The 19660-nt window shown below is 35.5% G+C and carries 17 protein-coding genes; 15 read left to right on the top strand and 2 right to left on the bottom strand.

Annotated elements, in window-relative coordinates; all coding sequences use genetic code 11:
• Positions 1-25: 25 nt before the first annotated feature.
• From N4T20_RS10140 to N4T20_RS10115, 6 genes are all read left to right on the top strand, one after another.
• The gene (locus N4T20_RS10140; protein ID WP_260672887.1) at positions 26-541 is read left to right on the top strand and encodes a DUF2975 domain-containing protein; all 516 of its coding nucleotides are present in this window, start codon (positions 26-28) and stop codon (positions 539-541) included.
• 2 nt (positions 542-543) lie between these two features.
• Complete coding sequence (locus tag N4T20_RS10135; protein WP_008466864.1) at positions 544-750, top strand: helix-turn-helix domain-containing protein; 207 nt, start codon at positions 544-546, stop codon at positions 748-750.
• A gap of 116 nt (positions 751-866) precedes the next feature.
• Complete coding sequence (locus N4T20_RS10130; protein ID WP_260672886.1) at positions 867-1751, top strand: ABC transporter ATP-binding protein; 885 nt, start codon at positions 867-869, stop codon at positions 1749-1751.
• A 4-nt stretch (positions 1752-1755) separates the two neighbouring features.
• Positions 1756-5292 (top strand): ABC transporter permease/M1 family aminopeptidase, encoded by a 3537-nt coding sequence (locus tag N4T20_RS10125; protein ID WP_260672885.1) that lies wholly within the window; start codon positions 1756-1758, stop codon positions 5290-5292.
• 319 nt (positions 5293-5611) lie between these two features.
• Positions 5612-6952 (top strand): sigma-54-dependent transcriptional regulator, encoded by a 1341-nt coding sequence (locus tag N4T20_RS10120; protein ID WP_260672884.1) that lies wholly within the window; start codon positions 5612-5614, stop codon positions 6950-6952.
• A gap of 273 nt (positions 6953-7225) precedes the next feature.
• Positions 7226-7507, top strand: coding sequence for a hypothetical protein (locus N4T20_RS10115; protein WP_260672883.1), 282 nt, complete (start codon positions 7226-7228; stop codon positions 7505-7507).
• 44 nt (positions 7508-7551) lie between these two features.
• Here the strand turns inward: N4T20_RS10115 and N4T20_RS10110 are convergent, their stop codons facing one another.
• A complete protein-coding gene (locus tag N4T20_RS10110; RefSeq protein ID WP_260672882.1) occupies positions 7552-7680 on the bottom strand; it encodes a hypothetical protein in 129 nt (42 codons plus the stop codon).
• On the opposite strand from N4T20_RS10110, the gene kdpF reads away from it, so the two are divergent.
• The 8 genes from kdpF (at position 7679) to N4T20_RS10070 (ending at position 18142) form a co-directional block, all read left to right on the top strand.
• The gene (kdpF, locus tag N4T20_RS10105) at positions 7679-7756 is read left to right on the top strand and encodes a K(+)-transporting ATPase subunit F (RefSeq protein ID WP_260673107.1); all 78 of its coding nucleotides are present in this window, start codon (positions 7679-7681) and stop codon (positions 7754-7756) included. The genes N4T20_RS10110 and kdpF overlap by 2 nt on opposite strands.
• A 133-nt stretch (positions 7757-7889) precedes the next feature.
• Positions 7890-9611, top strand: coding sequence for a potassium-transporting ATPase subunit KdpA (kdpA, locus tag N4T20_RS10100; protein ID WP_260672881.1), 1722 nt, complete (start codon positions 7890-7892; stop codon positions 9609-9611).
• A 191-nt stretch (positions 9612-9802) separates the two neighbouring features.
• A complete protein-coding gene (gene kdpB / locus N4T20_RS10095) occupies positions 9803-11860 on the top strand; it encodes a potassium-transporting ATPase subunit KdpB (RefSeq protein ID WP_260672880.1) in 2058 nt (685 codons plus the stop codon).
• A 137-nt stretch (positions 11861-11997) separates the two neighbouring features.
• The gene (locus N4T20_RS10090) at positions 11998-12549 is read left to right on the top strand and encodes a K(+)-transporting ATPase subunit C (RefSeq protein WP_260672879.1); all 552 of its coding nucleotides are present in this window, start codon (positions 11998-12000) and stop codon (positions 12547-12549) included.
• Positions 12550-12885: 336 nt separating this feature from the next.
• Positions 12886-13962 (top strand): porin, encoded by a 1077-nt coding sequence (locus tag N4T20_RS10085; protein ID WP_260672878.1) that lies wholly within the window; start codon positions 12886-12888, stop codon positions 13960-13962.
• Positions 13963-14108: 146 nt separating this feature from the next.
• A complete protein-coding gene (locus N4T20_RS10080) occupies positions 14109-15233 on the top strand; it encodes a sensor protein KdpD (RefSeq protein ID WP_260672877.1) in 1125 nt (374 codons plus the stop codon).
• A gap of 257 nt (positions 15234-15490) precedes the next feature.
• Positions 15491-17206 (top strand): ATP-binding protein, encoded by a 1716-nt coding sequence (locus N4T20_RS10075; RefSeq protein ID WP_260672876.1) that lies wholly within the window; start codon positions 15491-15493, stop codon positions 17204-17206.
• A 174-nt stretch (positions 17207-17380) separates the two neighbouring features.
• A complete protein-coding gene (locus tag N4T20_RS10070) occupies positions 17381-18142 on the top strand; it encodes a phosphatase PAP2 family protein (RefSeq protein ID WP_260672875.1) in 762 nt (253 codons plus the stop codon).
• 114 nt (positions 18143-18256) lie between these two features.
• Here N4T20_RS10070 and N4T20_RS10065 read toward each other — a convergent pair whose 3' ends face one another.
• Positions 18257-19030 carry an XRE family transcriptional regulator gene (locus N4T20_RS10065; protein WP_260672874.1) on the bottom strand — a complete coding sequence of 258 codons (774 nt, stop codon included), beginning with the start codon at positions 19028-19030 and terminating at the stop codon, positions 18257-18259.
• A gap of 91 nt (positions 19031-19121) precedes the next feature.
• Here N4T20_RS10065 and N4T20_RS10060 point away from each other — a divergent pair, with 91 nt between their 5' ends.
• Positions 19122-19577, top strand: a complete 456-nt coding sequence (locus tag N4T20_RS10060; RefSeq protein ID WP_260672873.1) for a LexA family protein — start codon at positions 19122-19124, stop codon at positions 19575-19577.
• Positions 19578-19660: the final 83 nt, after the last annotated feature.

Here is a 19660-nt window from a genome sequence, read left to right as displayed (position 1 = left end):
AATATCAATCTAATTTTTCACTTGTATGAAGACCACTCATATTGTTTCGAGAATATTATTTTATTTCACACGATTCTTAGCTGTTGTTTATTTTTTCTTGGCTGCTTATTCGGTGTTTACCTTATTAACAGGTTTATTTTTGACTTTTAAAGATAATGGCAAGTATTTTCAGGTATGTTATCCTTTTACTTCGCATCCATTAATGTTGGGCGATTACAACCTGCCGTATATTCTTTTTGATTTTCTGGCTCCATTGAGTCTTTATGGGCTTTTCTTTTTGCTAAGCAGCAATGTCTTTAAGGTTTTCTTTCAGCCAAAATTATTTACACAAAATGGAGTCCTGCATTTAAAACGATTTTATTTATCCAATTTATTAATTCCGAGCATCGTGATATTTTTTGCATTCTTCTTTGTTCCTTTAGATAATGAAGTGGCACTTTTTATCATACTGCACGGAATGCTTGGCGCTTTTGCTTATTTTTTAGCTGCCATTTTTAAACAAGGTTTAAACCTTCAAAACGAACAAGACTTATTTATATAACTATGCCAATAATTGTAAATGTTGATGTAATGCTTGCCAAACGCAAGATGCAGAGTAAAGAATTGGCAGAGAAATTAGATATAACGCCTGCTAATTTATCAATTCTAAAAACTGGAAAGGCAAAAGGTATCCGATTTGATACTCTTGAAGCTATTTGCAAAATCCTAGACTGTCAGCCTGGTGATATTTTAGAATATGTAAGCGAGTAGCTTCTTTTAAATCAAATTTTCTGAATCTAAAAATCGGCTTTTGAGGCCGACAGGACTTTTATTGCCTAAAAAATTTCAAATCATCATTTATATAATCATCAAAAATCAATCAAAAAATGAACAGTTTATCAATCAAAAATCTCAGCAAAACGTATGAGAACGGCACACAGGCGATTACTAATTTATCGCTTGAAATTTCAAACGGAATGTTTGGATTATTGGGGCCGAATGGAGCGGGAAAATCAACATTAATGCGAACAATTGCCGCTTTGCAAGAACCAACGTCGGGAATTATCGAGTTTAACGGAACCAATATTCTCGAAAATCCAATGTTTATTAGGAAGAATCTAGGGTATCTTCCGCAGGAATTTGGTGTTTACCCGAAGATTTCAGCTTATCGCTTATTGGATCATTTGGCGATTCTAAAAGGAATTGTCAATAAAAAGGAACGACACGACCAGATTTTGCATTTGTTGCAGCAAACCAATTTATTACAGCACAAAGACAAGGCGGTTCATTCTTTTTCGGGCGGAATGCGTCAGCGCTTTGGGATTGCTCAGGCTTTGCTGGGAAATCCGAAAATTATTATTGTGGATGAACCTACTGCTGGACTTGATCCTGAAGAACGAAACCGATTCAATAATCTTTTAAGTGAAATTGGCGAGAGCATTATTGTGGTTCTATCAACGCATATTGTCGAAGATGTTCGCGATCTGTGCACCAAAATGGCAATTATTTCTAATGGCAAATTAATTCTGGAAGGAAATCCAAATGAAGCTGTAGATTCTTTGAAAGAAAAAATTTGGACAAAGACGATTCATAAAAATGAATTGAAAGAGCATCAGGAGCATTTTACTATTATTTCTTCTCATTTGAATTCAGGCAAAATCAATATTCATGTTTTCTCTGAACAGCAGCCTGATTCTGGTTTTGAATTGGCTTCTCCAGATTTAAATGATGTTTACTTTTCTATTCTATCTCAAAATCAATTAAAAAAATAACGTTATGCTTTCTAAATTAATTCAATTTGAATGGCATAACAATACCAGAAACTGGACTTTTTATGCCACTTTTATTATTTATCTGATTCTTGGCTTTTTTGTGAGCGCTTTTGCAAACTTTTCGTTTTCGGGAGCTTATAAAAACAGTCCGTTTGTCCTGACTTATGCCATTGGGCTTATTTCTTTGTTGACCATTTTTTCGACAACACTTCAAACGGCGCAGAGTTTTTTAAAAGAATATGAAACCAAGTTTGATGCAATACTCTTCTCTACTCCTCTTTCTAAGCTTCATTATTTGGGAAGTAAATTTATCGCGGCTTTTGCAATTGCTGCCTCTTCTTTTGGAATGTTTATTATCGGAATGATTATAGGGCATCAAATGTCATGGATTGCGAAAAGCGAAATTGGTCCTTTTGAAATTCTAAATTACTTGTGGCCGTATCTTGTCATCGTTGTTCCAAATATTTTTCTATGCCTTTCAATTCTTGCAACGCTGGCCTGGCTTACGCGAAGTAAACTTTTTATGTATGTTGGCGGTTTATTTATCTACATATTATATATAGCGGGTTCGATTTTTTCTAATTCGCCATTGTTTGCAAATGCTTCTCCGTCTTCCGCAAAAGCGATGTCTTTGGCCGCAAAGATCGATCCGTTTGGTTTGGCCGCTTTTTTGGAACAAACGAGATATTGGACGTCTATTGAAAAAAACACTCAGCTGATTTCTCTTTCAGGCAACTTTTTATTCAATCGAATCTTATGGATTTGCATTTCTTTCCTTCTCGTTTTTGTTTCGTACAAACTGTTTTCATTTCGAAAAACAAAAACTAAAAAAGTAAAGCCGATTAAAGCCAGTTCAAAAGAGGTAAAAGTGTTTTCTGCCAAAACTCCAGAACAGCAATTTAAAACCTCCAGACATAATTGGGCGGTTTTTAAAAGCAATTTGAAAATGGATATTTATTTGGTTTTAAAGGGAATTCCGTTTTTATTGATTGCAATTCTATTTTCGGGATTACTAATGATTGAGATTTCAGATGAAATTGATGGAGGAATCCGATTGGCAGAAAAAATTACGGATACCGCCTTGATGATTTCTACAATTATGGATCGTCTGCCTTTTATTTTAATTCTAATTGTTCTTTTTTATAGCAGTGAACTATTGAATCGAAGTCAAAATTCAAGATTTGAAATGCTCGAAAATACCGCGCCTTATTCTCAATTTACCGTTTTGATGTCAAAATTGACGACGCTTTTTATGATTCCTATAATATTAATTGGAATTAGCATTTTGATTGGAATTGGCTTTCAAATCGGACACGCAAATGCGCCTATTGAAACCAGTCTTTATATTTGGATGTTTTATTTTATTGGATTTCCATTATTGCTGATTTCGATTTTAGTGATTTCAATTCAAACTTTCATCAAAAATAAATATTTAGGTTTGGCCGTTTCGGCTTTTACGGCACTTCTTTTTTGTACAGGAATTGGAGAACAATTGGGAATTTCACATCCTTTATTTCGATTTGGAGATTCTTTTAAAAGAGAGTACTTTGATTTGAATGGCTTTGGAAGTTATACTTTTCCGTTTCATATCTCGATGCTATACAATCTTGGTCTGGCTTTGATACTGCTAACTTTGACTGAAATTTTATGGCAACGAAATGCCGCAATAGTAAAAACCTTTCGCAGAAATTCATTTCATGCTGCTCAAAAAATAACTTTTGGTTTTGAAATTATTCTTTTTATTGGTTTTGGAAGCTATATTTTTTATAAAACCAATATTGAATATCCTTATTTGACTAAAGACGGCCAGAACAATTGGAGCGAACAATATGAGCGCCATTTTAAAAAATACGCAGATCTTGCACAACCAACAATTATTTCAGTAAAAAGTAAAGTCGATTTGTTTCCCGAAGAGAATCGTTACGAAGTTAAAGGCACTTATGAATTAGTGAATAATGCTGAAAAACCAATTGATAGTTTACTCCTATATATAGATCGAAATTCGAAACTGACTTCTGTCGAAATTAAAAATGCCAAAAATCTCGATGATGCCTCTAAATTTCAGCATTATTGGTACCGATTAGAAAAACCTTTGCAACCTCATCAGAAGATAAAAATGAGTTTTTCTTTTAAATCGACTTGGTCGCCATTTAAAGGCCACACAGCCTTTAATTCTATTATTGACAATGGCTCGTTTATGCGAATAAGCCGTTATTACCCTCTTTTTGGCTATCAGGACTCTAATGAAATCAGTAGTGAAAAAGAGCGGGCAAAAAGACATCTGAAACCACAGCAACCGCTCAAAAAGCTTGAAGATAAATCGAAAATCACGAATGATTTTATTGACTATGAGGCTATAGTTTCTACTTCGAAAAACCAAACGGCAATTGGAATTGGAGATTTAATTGGAAATTGGAAAAAAAACGATCGCAATTATTTTCATTATAAATCTAACGGGAAGACCCCGTTTCGATTTGCTTTTTCATCTGCCAAATATCAAATTCAAAAAACAATTTATGAAGGCATTTCGATTGAGGTTTATTACGATAAAAAGCATTCTAGAAATGTTGCTAAATTGATTCAAAATGTTAAGAACACTTTGGATTACTGCCAAAACAATTTTGGAAAATATCCGTACAGCACCATTCGTTATGCCGAAGTTTCAGCTTTTGCAGATGGATTTGCGGCGACTTCATATCCGTCGACCGTTTTCATGAAAGAGAATTTTGGTTTTTACAGCAACCTAAACAATCGAGATAAAGAAGATATTATCAATCAGCTGACGGCTCATGAGTTGTCGCATGAATGGTGGGGTAATGCGCAAATCAGCCCTGAACAAAAAGAAGGAAGCTGGATTCTCACCGAGACTCTTGCACAATACACCGAATTAATGCTGTATGAAAAAGAACATGGCTTAGAAAAAGCTTTGGAAACGTTAAAAATTCATCTGGATTTGTATTTAAGCAGCCGAAGCTACGAACCTGAAACACCGCTATATAAAACGAATTACGAAACACCGCACTTGCCTTACGACAAGGGAATGCTGGTTATGCATCAATTGAGAATTTTAATTGGCGAAGAAAAAGTAAATCTGGCTTTGCATAATTTCTTGAGCCACTATAAATATCCTAATGCAATTCCAGATTCTGAAGATTTATTAAAAGAAATTTATTTGGTCGCTGATTCTAAACTTCACCCAAAACTGGATGAAATGTTTAAAAAAATTATCACCTATTCTTCTAAAATTTTAGAGGTTGAAAGCGCAAAAAAGAATGATTTTTACGAAGTTTCTTTTAAGGCTGATTCCAAAAAATATGCAGAAAATGCCACAGGAATTCGGAAACAAATTGATAATGACAAAACAATCGATATTGGAATTTATGATGAAGACGGAAAGCTGTTTCACCGTACGTTTCCAATCAAAAATAATAGGATTGAAGGCAAAATCAAAATCAAAAACAAACCTCAACGGGTTGTAATTGATCCATATTTAATGAATATTGACACTTTTATAAAGGATAATGAAAAGGAGATTGATTAGTTTTTTTGCCACTAATTCCACGAATTTCCACTAATTATTTTTGCCATAGATTAAAATGATTTTTTGCCTGTGTTAAAGTAAAACTCAAATTTAATCTGTGGCAATATTTTTTATTTTAATTGAATGAAAACCTGTTTATGAATTGTTTTCATCCAAATTTTAGCCGTTCTTGTGAAATTTAAAAATACATTTCTTTTCCAAAAAATATTATAAAGGGATTCTGTCCTCAAAAAAAATTTGTTCTGAATCCAAAAAGGGAACTGATTTTAAGCCTAAATTTGTACATCAAATACCAAACTCGGTTTTAGCTTATCTGCAAATGACACACAAAATTTTAATTATAGACGACGAAGAAAAACTGAGAAGTCTGTTGGCGCGCATTATAAAATCGGAAGGATTTGAAGTTTTTGAAGCCAAAGATTTAAAATCGGGTTTTAAGAAATTGGAACAAACCGAAATTGATGTCGTTTTCTGCGATGTGAAACTTCCTGACGGAAATGGTGTAGATTTTCTTCAAAACATAAAAAACAGTTTTCCTTTAACAGAAGTGATTTTGCTAACGGCTTTCGGAAATATTCCCGACGGCGTTCAAGCAATGAAAAATGGCGCTTTCGATTATATTGTAAAAGGCGATGATAATGATAAAATTATTCCGCTTCTTTATAAGGCTGTCGAAAAAGTTCATTTGCAGAAAAAAGTGCAGCAGCTTGAAAAGCGCATTAACGATAAATATTCTTTTAATACCATTATCGGAAAATCAAAAGGAATTGAACAGGTTATTGATCTTGCTCAAAAAGTAGCCAAAACCGACTCGACGGTTTTATTGACTGGCGAAACCGGAACGGGAAAAGAAGTTTTTGCGCAGGCGATTCACGAAAACAGCAATCGTGCAGGAAAATCTTTTGTGGCATTGAACTGCAGTACTTTTACGAAAGAAATTTTAGAAAGCGAACTTTTTGGTCATAAACAAGGCGCTTTTACGGGAGCTGTAAAAGATAAAAAGGGTTTTATTGAAGAAGCAAACGGCGGAACTCTATTCCTAGATGAAATTGGTGAAATGCCGATTGATCTTCAGGCGAAATTATTGCGTGTTTTAGAAACTTCAGAATATATTCCGGTTGGCGACACGACCCCTAAAAAATCAAATTTCAGATTAATTGCCGCTACAAATCGTGATTTAAAAACTGAAAGCGACAAACATCGTTTCCGTTCTGATTTATATTTCCGTTTGAATATTTTCGAAATTAAATTGCCTTCTTTACGAGAAAGGATTAAAGATATTCCGCTACTCGCTACTTATTATGTGAAGCAATTTTCAGAAAAAACGAATAAAAAAGCATTGCAGATTGCTGATGACTTTTTGCAAAAATTAGAAAATTATTCGTGGCCAGGAAATATTCGTGAGCTTAAAAATGTAATTGAAAGATCGGTTATTTTGAGCAATGGAGAGATTTTGACTTCGGATGTTTTGCCTTACGAACTACAGCATCAAACTGAAAATAATTCGAAACCAATGTCAGCTTTCTCGATGCAAAGCGTTGAAAAACTGCATATTCAAAAGGTCTTGAATTACACAAAAGGAAATAAGGCTGAAACGGCAAGATTATTAGAAATTGGGATTGCGACTTTGTACCGAAAAATCGAAGAATACAATATATAGTCATAATCCTGCAAGGTTTTGAAAACCTTGTAGGTTTAAATATTTTTGAAATACTTAAACTTTAATATAGAATACCTACAAGGTTTTGAAAACCTTGCAGGAAATGTAACAATCTTATCATTTCAATAAAAGCTTATCAAAATGATAGGCTTTTTTTATGCCTGCTTTTTGGCATAAAATTTCATTCCTTTTATTGATAGCACTTTAGACATAACTCTACTTTTTCGGAACATCTTTTGGCATAAAGAGGAAGAACATTAAAATTCATTCCAAATGAAAAATCAAGTCACCTCTATCTACAAACAAGCAGAACGTTTTGCTGAGATCACTAAAAAGAATATTATCTGCGGAAATATCGTGCGTGCTAAAAAGTGCCTCGCTCTTGCTGAACGTTTATTTATTAGCGGAAGCATCGAAACTAAAAATGCTATTTCTAACGTGTATGTTTTCTCCGTTTCGTCTTTTATGGAAATGCGCCACTGCAATATTTCACATCTTTTTCCACAAACGCTTAAAGCGGAATATATCAAACAGGTTAATGCGTCTGGCGTTTAACCAGTTAACTGTTTAACTATTTAATCGCTACACCAATCTAAAATCTATCCCGAAGCTTCGGGACTTAAATCTAAAATAAATCTTATGATTACTTTTCTTTTACTCGCATTGGCAGTTGTGCTGTTTGCGATTTGTTTTAAATCAGTTGAATTCTTTGAAAAAATATAAATCATGACTGCACTCTTTATTATTTCAATCGCCGTTTTCGTGTATTTGGTTTATGTATTAATCAGACCCGAAAAATTTTAAAAATGAAAAAGTCAAATTATAAAAATAAAAAGACATCGCTATTGTATGCGTGTGCTGTCTGGACATTGGCCTTTATTGTACTAATCCTGTTTTTATAAAATCTAAAAATTAAATAAATTCTAACAAATAAAATATGAACACAGAATTAATAGGTGTCATAGGCATTTTTATCCTTACCATTATTCTAGCTATTCCGGTAGGGAAATATATTGCTAAAGTTTTTACGGGAAATAAAACGCTTCTTGACCCGATTTTCAATCCAATTGAAAAACTTATTTTTAAAATCAGCGGTATCAATCCAGCTGAAGAAATGAACTGGAAACAACACTTAAAAGCTCTTTTAAGCGTAAACATGGTTTGGTTTTTTCTTTGCTTTTTTGTCTTATTATTTCAAGGTTCTTTATCCTTAAATCCAGACAACAACCCTTCTATGTCGCCTGATTTGGCTTTTAATACGGCCATTTCGTTTCTAGTCAATTGCGATTTACAGCATTATTCTGGCGAAAGCGGTGTTTCGTATTTATCGCAAATGGTTTTGATGTTTCTGCAATTCGTTTCGGCTGGTGTCGGAATCGCAGCCGCTGCAATGGTTTTTACCGCTATGCGCGAAAGAACCACAGACAAACTGGGAAATTTCTATAATTATTTCATAAAAAGCTGTACTCGTATTTTATTACCCCTATCGGCAATCGTTGCTATTGCATTAGTTTTCAGCGGAACTCCAATGACTTTTGAAGGAAAAGATGCCATTACAACTTTACAAGGCGATCATGTTGAAGTTTCACGAGGGCCGGCAGCTGCATTTATTGCGATTAAACATATTGGCACAAACGGAGGCGGATTCTTTGGAGCTAACTCAACTCATCCTTTAGAAAACCCAACGTATTTTACGAATGCAGTTGAGCTTTGGGCTCAAATGATTGTTCCGTTTTCGATGATTTTTGCTCTTGGATTTTTCCTTAACAAAATAAAATTCTCTTACATCATTTTTGGTGTCATGACCATTGGATTTTTACTTCTTGTAATTCCGACAATCTCCAGCGAAATCAACGGAAATCCTGCTATTGCAAAAATGGGAATCGCACAGACCACTGGAGCAATGGAAGGAAAAGAAGTTCGTTTTGGCCCTGCTATTTCAGGCTTCTGGAGTATTGCGACGACTGTAATTTCTACGGGTTCTGTAAACAGTATGCACGATAGCGCGATGCCAATTTCTGGTGCAATGCAATTACTCGCTATGATGGTTAATGCTTTTTATGGCGGATGTGGTGTAGGATACCTCAACTTCTACATTTTCATTATTCTGGCGGTTTTTATTTCTGGTTTAATGGTGGGGCGAACTCCTGAATTTTTAGGAAAGAAAATCGAAGCCCGCGAAGTAAAAATTGCTGCTTTTATTGCGATTCTTCACCCCTTATTGATTTTAGCGGGAACTGCTTTGGCTTCTTATTTTGCTGCACATGATACTGCAATGGGATACTGGTTCAGCGGAAACGCAACTGGCTGGTTAAATAATCCCGGCAATCACGGGTTCTCAGAAATGTTATACGAATATACTTCGAGCGCTGCCAACAACGGTTCTGGTTTTGAAGGTTTGGGAGATAATAATCCGTTTTGGAATATCACAACTGGAATTGTATTACTATTAAGCCGTTTTATTCCGATTATTGGTCCTTTAGCGATTGCAGGTTTGTTAGCCAATAAAAAATATATTCCGGAAAGTGCGGGAACCTTAAAAACCGACACGTCAATTTTTGGAATAATGATTTTTGCCGTGATTGCTATTATTGCTGCTTTATCTTTCTTTCCAGCATTGGCTTTAGGTCCGTTGGCGGAATTCTTTACACTAAAATAAAACTCATTTTTCAATGCTGAAAATATTTTAAACACATAGAAACATAGATTTTTCTTAACTAAAAAAGAAAATCAAAAGAAACTAGTTTCTAACACATAGCTATGTGTGTTGATCCAAGTGAAACGCCTTTACCACAAAGTAAAATCTATGTTTCTATGTGTTTAAAAAAGTCAACTAAATAATATAAAGAAATGACTACTACAAAATCCACATCATTGTTTGAAAGCAAACAGGTAAAAGAAGCCTTAGTGCAGTCTTTTGTGAAGCTGAATCCAAAAATGATGATCAAAAATCCGGTAATGTTTACCGTAGAAATAGGAACTGCCATTATGTTTGCTGTTTGTGTTTCCATATTAATGGGCGCAAGCGATCAGGGAAGTTTTATTTATAATTTCATTGTTTTTCTAATTTTGTTTGCAACACTTTTGTTTGCCAATTTCGCCGAAGCCATTGCCGAAGCCAGAGGAAAAGCGCAAGCCGACAGTTTAAGAAAAACACGCGAAGAAACTCCTGCAAGACAGATTCTGCCAAACGGAGAAATTAAAAATGTAAGTTCTTCGGCATTAAAAAGAGACGATATTTTCATTTGCGAAGCAGGCGATTTAATTGCTGCTGACGGAGAAATTATCGAAGGTCTGGCAACAATTGACGAAAGTGCCATTACCGGAGAAAGCGCTCCTGTGATTCGTGAAGCTGGCGGAGACAAATCTTCCGTTACAGGAGGGACAAAAGTATTATCTGATAAAATAAAAGTAAAGGTAACTTCTGAGCCTGGCGAAAGTTTCTTAGACAAAATGATTGCTTTGGTTGAAGGTGCAAGCCGTCAGAAAACACCAAACGAAATTGCTCTGACTATTTTGTTGGCTGCTTTTACTTTAATCTTCGTAATTGTGTGCGTTACGCTAAAACCATTTGCCGACTATGCCAACGCTCCTATTACAATTGCCGCTTTTATTGCGTTATTCGTTTGTTTGATTCCAACCACAATTGGAGGTTTGCTTTCTGCAATTGGTATTGCGGGAATGGACAGAGCGTTGCGTGCCAACGTGATTACAAAATCGGGGAAAGCGGTCGAAACTGCTGGAGATATTGACGTTTTACTTTTGGACAAAACGGGTACCATCACCATTGGAAATAGAAAAGCAACCAATTTTTATCCGACAAAAGGAATTTCTTTTGATGATTTTGTAAAATCGGCTGTTTTAAGTTCACTTGCAGATGATACTCCGGAAGGAAAAAGTATTCTCGAGTTGAGTGAAATAATAGATGTAAAAAGTGAGACGAAAGCCAGCTCTTTACAAACTACTTCTGACATCGCACACACCATCAAATTTACTGCTGAAACCAGAACTTCCGGAGTCGTATTAAAAGACGGAACTAACATTCGAAAAGGTGCACAAGATGCTGCAAGAAATATTGCAGAACAAGCCGGAAATGCTTTTCCTGAGGATACTGCTCAACAAGTCATCACGATTTCATCGAACGGAGGAACTCCTTTAGTAGTCATTAAAAACAATGAAATTCAAGGTGTAATCGAATTGCAAGATATCATCAAAACCGGAATGAAAGAACGTTTTGAGCGCTTGCGCAGAATGGGAATCAAAACGGTAATGGTTACAGGAGATAATCCGCTTACAGCTAAATTTATCGCTGAAAAAGCAGGTGTTGATGATTTTATTGCCGAAGCTAAGCCTGAGGATAAAATGAATTACATCAGAAAAGAACAGGCCGAAGGACGTTTGGTTGCCATGATGGGCGACGGAACAAATGACGCTCCTGCCCTTGCGCAAGCGAATGTTGGTGTTGCGATGAACAGCGGAACTCAAGCGGCGAAAGAAGCAGGAAACATGGTCGATCTTGATAATGACCCAACGAAACTAATCGAGATTGTCGAAATTGGAAAACAGCTTTTAATGACCCGCGGAACTTTGACGACTTTTTCAATTGCCAATGACGTTGCTAAATACTTTGCAATTGTTCCTGCGCTTTTTATTACTGCGATTCCAGCGTTGCAAGGTTTGAATATTATGCATTTGCACAGTCCTGAAAGTGCCATTTTATCGGCTGTAATTTTCAATGCGATTATCATTCCGATTTTGATTCCGCTTGCGCTGAAAGGAGTGGAATACCGCCCGATTGGAGCGAGCGCCATTTTAAAACGCAATCTTTTGATTTATGGCTTGGGCGGGCTGATTGTTCCTTTTATTGGAATTAAAGTAATTGATTTAGTTGTCGCACTTTTCATATAAAAATTAAACCTGACAGGTTTTTAAAACCTGTCAGGTTCACAAAAACTCAAATAAAAATATTGGTGATGACTTACTCACTTCTAAGAACAAAACTTAGAACCTCAGCATCTCAGAACCTTAGAACCTCAAACAAAAAAATGAAAACAATATTTTCTATACTAAAACTTACTGCGGTTACTTTAATCTTACTAGCAGTTATTTACCCTCTTGCGATTTACGGAATCGCACAAATTGCTCCTAATCAAGGAAAAGGAGAAACGATTTCGGTTAACGGAAAAGTAGTTGGTTATCAAAAAATTGGTCAGAAGTTCGACAAATCGAATTATTTCTGGGGAAGACCTTCAGCGGTTGATTATAATGCTGCCGGAAGTGCCGGAAGCAACAAAGGCCCAAGCAATGCTGAATATTTGGCTTTGGTTCAAAAAAGAATTGATACGCTTTTACTGGTTCACCCGTACTTGAAAAAATCTGATATTCCTGCTGATATGGTAACGGCTTCAGGAAGTGGTTTAGATCCGAATGTTTCTCCACAAGGCGCTTTGATTCAGGTGAAACGAATTGCCAAGGAAAGAAAATTAGCTGAAGCTAAAGTAAAAGCTTTGGTGGAGTCTAAAATTAATTCGGCTGTTGTTGGTCCTGAAACGGTTAATGTTTTGGAGTTGAATGTGGCTTTGGATCAATTAAAGTAGTACGTTTTTAAACCCGACAGGTTTTGAAAACCTGTCGGGTTTGGCAAAGGTTGACTTTGCAAATGTGGTTGCTTCGTTCCTCGCAATGACAAACTTTGGCGATAAAAACTAAACTTTAAAAATTAAATACCTAACAGGTTTTGAAAACCTGTTAGGATACTAAACGCCTTTTTTACCCCAAATGCCCTAGCCCCGATAGTAGTGGAAATCCTTTTGTGTCTCGTTTCTTTAACGAGACACAAAAGATTGAAACGGATAGCGGGAAATAGCTCCTAAAAAATCTACTTATAAATAATTTAATTAAGAGGACGATTGCTTCGTTCCTCGCAATGACATATGAAAAAAATAATACTTACTGCTTTAATCGCTTTTGGTTTTGGCAATTTACACGCACAGGAAGAATCTAAAAGTCCGTTTACGTTTTCTGGATATATAGACGCTTATTACAGTTATGATTTTGGGAAACCAGAGAATCATACAAAACCGGGCTTTTTTTATAATTATAATCGAAGCAATGAAGTAAACCTGAATTTAGGTTTGGCGAAAATGAATTATTCAAAAGGAAATGTCCGAGCGAATTTGGCACTGATGGCGGGAACTTATGCACAATATAATATGTCGGCTGAGCAGGATTTGCTGCAAAATGTTTATGAAGCCAATGTTGGCGTGAAGATTTCGCAAAAACACGATCTATGGATTGATGCGGGAATTATGCCTTCGCATATTGGTTTTGAAAGTGCAATCGGGAAAGATTGTGCCAATTTAACCCGAAGCATTTTGGCCGAGAATTCTCCTTATTACGAAGCGGGAGTTAAAATTGGCTATACAACTGATTCTGGAAAATGGTATTTGGCGGCAATGTATTTGAACGGCTGGCAGAGAATTCAGAAAATTGACGGCAATCAAACGCCTGCTTTTGGAACACAGGTTACCTACAAACCATCTGATCGGATTGTTTTGAACTGGAGCACTTATATTGGAAACGAACAGCCAGATATTGACAAAAAATGGCGTTACTTTAATAATTTCTACGGACAGTTTAAAGTGGCCGAAAAGGTAAATTTAACAACTGGATTTGATATTGGTTCGCAGCAATCGGCTAAAGGAAGTGAGAAATACGATGTTTGGTTCGCTCCTGTTCTGATTCTGCAGTACAAACCGACAGACAAAATTCAGCTTGCAGCGCGTGGTGAATATTATAGTGATGAAAAAGGGGTAATTATCGCAACTGAAACTCCAAACGGTTTCAAAACTTACGGATTTTCAGCTAACTTTGATTACTTAATCACTGATAATGTTATGTTTAGAATTGAAGCAAGAAACCTTTCGAGTAAAGATGAAATCTTCACAAGAAATAATCTGCCAACAGATACTAATACATTCGTCACAACTTCGTTGGCGATTTCTTTCTAAACATTAATTTTTTTTACCATTAAGAGATTAAGAGAATTAAGTTGTAGCACCTGACCTTAATCTAGAATAGAGAACATTAAGCTTAATGCTCTCTGGACAAAGAAAAACTTAACTTCCTAAATCTCTTAATGGTTAAACCAAAAAACATGGAAAACGAAAATAATAACGCACAGCATTTTCTGGATTTGATTCAGAAATCTCGGAAAGGGAAATTTAAAATCTACATTGGGATGAGCGCCGGTGTGGGCAAAACTTTTCGTATGCTTCAGGAAGCGCATTCGTTATTGAAAAACGGAATCGATGTCAAAATTGGCTACATCGAAACGCATATGCGGAAGGAAACCCATGAGTTATTGGCCGGTCTGCCGATTATTCCGAGGCGGACTATTTTTTATAAAGGAAAACAACTCGAAGAACTCGATGTTCAGGCAATCATCAACCTTAGACCAGAAGTGGTTATCGTTGATGAATTGGCGCATACCAATGTTGAAGGAAGCAAAAATGAAAAACGCTGGCAGGATGTTCTGGAGATTTTGGATGCTGGAATTAATGTGATTTCCGCAGTTAATATTCAGCATATTGAGAGTTTAAACGAAGATGTAAAACGGATTACCAATATTGATGTTCAGGAACGAATTCCCGACAACGTGCTGCGTCTGGCAGATGAAGTTGTCAATATCGATTTGACTTCGGAAGATTTGATTGCGCGTTTGAAGGAAGGAAAAATTTATACGGCAGATAAAATTCCGACCGCTTTGGCAAATTTCTTCAAATCAGAACAGATTCTTCAATTACGCGAATTGGCTTTGAAAGAAGTCGCCAGTCAGGTGGTTCGAAAAGTAGAAAGCGAAGTTCCAAACTTACACGCTTTACGGCACGAAAAATTGTTGGCTTGCATTAGCAGTAATGAAAAAACGGCCAAAATTATCATTAGAAAAGCGGCACGATTGGCAACTTATTACAACGGATCTTGGTATGTTTTGTATGTAGAAACACCAAAAGAAAGCAGTAATAGAATTGCACTCGACAAACAAAGACATTTAATTAATAACTTTAAACTCGCTGTGCAATTGGGAGCGGAAGTTATTAAAGTTGAAAATTCGAATATTACGGATGCTATTTTGAAAACGGTAGAAGAAAAACAAATTACAACTGTATGTATCGGGAAACCGCATTTTAATTTGTTTAAAGTAATTTTGTCTACAACAATTTTTAGACGTTTGCTGAACAAATTGTCTTTGTCAAACGTAGATCTTGTTATTCTGTCTTGAAAAATTTTTAAACCATATAAGTTATATAAGTTCATTTAAACGAGGCTGCTTAATTTAACCTCAAAGGGCGCAAGGATTTACGCAAAGTTCGCTGGAATTTTTGCACGCAAAGTCGCAAGGGCGCAAAGTTTTGTCTCTAATCTTTGTGTGCTTTGCGAAACCTTTGCACCCTTTGCGGTTAAACTCCACGTCCGCAATTTAAATGAACTTATATAACTTATATGGTTCCCAAAAAAGAAATTAAATGTTTTTAAAAAATGAGAATTAAAACCAAATTGAATCTGGGTGTTGGATTGTTATTTTTAATGATCATCATTCTCTCGTTAGTGAGTGCTTATTCGGTTTTTCTGATTAAGCAGGACACTGAGAATATCCTGAAATCCAATTATAATACCCTGGAATATTCGCGAAATATGATTTTGGCTTTGGACGGAATGAAATCTGGGTCAAAAAAAACGATTCAGGATTTTGAGGAAAATCTCGAAAAGCAGACCCGAAATATTACAGAACCAGGTGAAAAACAAGCCACCGAAAAGCTGAAAGCCAGTTTTGTCCTTTTAGCAAAAAATAATACCGATGAAGCTGTAAAAACGCAGATTCGTCAGGATATTTTTGCGATTATGAAACTCAATCTGGACGCCATCAAACAGAAAAGCGACATTGCCAAACATTCGGCTGAAACGGCTAATTTATCAATTGCCATTGTAGGCTCTTTGTGCTTTTTGATTGCTTTTAATTTATTGGTTAATCTTCCAAATAATATTGCCAATCCGATTAAGGAATTAACGCTGAGTATCAAGGAAATTGCGAATAAAAATTATTCCGAACGTGTTCATTTTACAAGCCACAGCGAATTTGGAGATCTTGCGAAATCATTCAATACAATGGCGCAAAAACTCGAAGAATATCATGACAGCAATGTCTATAAACTTCTTTTTGAGAAAAAACGACTGGAAACGCTCATTAACAATATGAACGATCCTATTATTGGCTTGGACCATGAAGGAATTGTTTTATTTGTGAATGATGAAGCGCTGAAAATTATCGGTATGAAATCTGAGGATATTATCGGGAAACCTGCATCTGAATTGGCGGTTTCTAATGATTTGATTCGTTCTTTGATCCTGAAAGAAACTGAAATTCCGAAAAAACAGCCTCTCAAAATTTTTGCTCACGGAAAAGAAAGTTATTTTGAAAAAGAAATTCACAATATTACCATAACACCAACGGGCGAAGAAAAAGAAATCAATATCGGAGATGTAATTATTTTGCGAAATATTACGCTTTTTAAAGAATTGGATTTTGCTAAAACGAATTTTATTGCCACCGTTTCGCACGAATTAAAAACGCCGATTGCATCTATAAAACTAAGTCTTCAATTGCTTGAAAATGAAAAAACTGGCGATATGAACGACGACCAGAAACAATTGGTTGAAAGTATAAAAGATGACAGTCAGCGTTTGCTGAAAATTACAGGCGAATTGCTGAATTTATCACAATTGGAAACGGGAAATATTCAGCTGAATATTGGCAAAAGCAATCCGCATGAAATTGTGAAATATGCTGTAGAAGCAGTAAAAATTCAGGCAGATCAAAAACAGATTCAGTTAGTTGTTGATGCCGATGAAAACCTGAAAAATGTAAAAGCCGATGCAGAAAAAACCGGCTGGGTTTTAATTAATTATTTATCGAATGCGATTCGGTATTCGTCTGAAAAAAGCACAATTCTCATTAAACTAAAACAAGAAAACAATCAAATGGTTTTTCAAGTTATTGACACTGGAAAAGGAATTGACACAAGATACAAAGACAGAGTTTTCGATAAATATTTTCAGGTTCCGGGAAGCCAAAAATCGGGAACAGGATTAGGTTTGGCGATCAGCAAAGAATTTATTGAGGCTCAAAACGGAAGCGTTGGCGTAGAAAGCAATCTGGGATTGGGGAGCACGTTTTGGTTTTCGTTGAAGGTCTAAAATTTTCATTCTGACTATCTAAAAAAAATAAAACAATTCTTATAAAATATCAAAAAATATAATATCTTTATAATTGAATTTTGTCATTAATTAATATTCACTTAAGGTTCAATTAAGTACAAAATACTGAGGTCCAACATTCGTTAATATTGCAAAATATAAAAACAACTGAAAATGTTTTACAAAGCGATTCTCCCCATATTTCTATTCGTTTTTTTTTCTGCGAATGCACAGCAAAATGATTCGATTACAAAAATTGACAGTACATCCAATCATTTAAAATTCAGTTACAAACAATTAATTATTCCGTCAGTTTTAATTGGCTATGGCGTTATTGGTCTAGAAAGTGATCAACTTCTGAGTTTCAACTCTCAAATTAAAAAAGAAGTGACTGAAGACATTGATGAGAAAATCACAATTGATGACTTTTCGCAATACGCGCCTGCAGTATCTGTTTATGCTTTGAATGCCTTTGGTGTTAAGGGTAAAAATAATATGCGCGATCGTTCAGTCATATTGGTTACTTCATACGCCATTATGGCGACAACGGTTTTGAGTTTAAAATCAATCGTACATGAAGAAAGGCCTGACGGAAGTTCGAATAACTCATTTCCTTCTGGACATACTGCAACGGCATTTATGGGTGCCGAATTTTTATATCAAGAATATAAAGACAAATCGATTTGGTACGGAATTGCAGGTTACGCCGTTGCAACCGGAACCGGACTTTTCAGAATTTACAACAACCGCCATTGGCTGACAGATGTTGCTGCTGGTGCTGGAATTGGGATTTTGAGTACCAAAATTGCGTATTGGATCAATCCGTATATCACTAAAAAGTTATTCAAGTCAGATTCTGAAAATAAATCGACTTCTATGATTATGCCTTTTTATAACGGCCAGCAATATGGTTTGGGATTTGCAAAAGTTTTTTAGATTTTTTTGCCATAGATTTCACAGATTAAAAAGATTTTTCTTTGTGGTAATTTATTCGCCACGAATTCACGAATTTTGATTTAAAATAATTCGTGAATTCGTGGCGGAAAAATTTTAGGCATTCGAAGTATTGTTCTTAATCTCTCTAACTTCCCTTTTCAGTTCTAAAAGCAAATCTTTCATTTCGCCAGTTTCCGTCGTTTCTTGTTTTTTATCAGATCGGCCAATGTTGCATTCATATTCCCAAATCTCCAGAATATCAGACGCTTTCACTTCATAATTCGGGTAAAAGCTGTTATCTGATTCTAAAACCAAAGCGTTCTTTTTATTTTTATTCAGGCGCTTATAAACCATTCCTTCATTTTTGGTAATCAGAATATAGGTTTTTCCGTCCATCACCTCTCCCAGCTTTTCTACATAACGGCCAATAATAATCGAACCGTCTTCGTGCGGAGGCATCGAATCTCCCTCAACAGGAAATCCGCGATGTTTTCCAGGGCCTAAAAACGGAAGGGTAATCTGCTGTAAACTTTCAATATATTCCGGATCAGCATATCCGTTGAGGTAACCTGCTTTTGCTTTTTGAGATACAATTTCGATATAATTTTCTCCAAAACTATCTACTTGAATGGGTAAAATAAGTCGGTTACCTTCCAGTTTTATCAAATTTTGCACATCAATTTTACGTATATCGACAGATAATATCAAGTCAATACTCATATGAAAATATAATGCAATTTTCTTTAAAATGTCATACGGCGCTTCCGAAGTTCCATCTTCGTATTTTACGTATCTACCTCTGGTAATGCTAAGGCTTTCAGCTAATTTCTCCTGCGATATTTTATGCTTAACCCTTAATGCTCTGATGTTGTCTGAAAATAAGGACATAATTAATTTGTTATAATTTGGAACAGCAAATATACCAAAAATGTTCTAATCTGTACTAATTTTGCTCTGTACAAAGAATTATTTTTTTGATGTGATTACGAAACTAAGCAATATAAATACCACTAAATCAATTGAACTATACTCTCCAGATATAAGTTCGGAAGTAAAACTGCCTTTTTTTGACGTTGGTATCAGCGCTGGTTTTCCTTCGCCTGCTGATGATTTTATTGAATTGTCTATTGATCTCAACAAAGAATTAATCAAGCATAAATACACCACTTATTTTGCCAGAGTAAAAGGATATTCTATGAAAAATGTGGGCATCAATGACGGTGATTTATTGATTATTGATAAAAGTCTAGAACCGCAGAATAATAGAATCGCTGTTTGTCAGATCGATGGGGAATTTACCGTAAAACGCATCAGAATAGAGAAAGAGATTATCTGGCTTATTGCCGAAAATGAAGATTATCAACCTATAAAAGTGACTTCAGAAAATAATTTTGTGATCTGGGGAATTGTAACGCATAGTATCAAAACTTTTTGAATTTAATGTCACGCTGAGCAAAGTCGAAGCGCTTTATAGCATACATGGTCTTCGACTTTACTCAGACTGACAAAATAGAACAA

This window comes from Flavobacterium sp. TR2, from assembly GCF_025252405.1.
Taxonomy (GTDB): domain Bacteria; phylum Bacteroidota; class Bacteroidia; order Flavobacteriales; family Flavobacteriaceae; genus Flavobacterium.
This window is presented reverse-complemented; position numbering and strand designations above follow the sequence as displayed.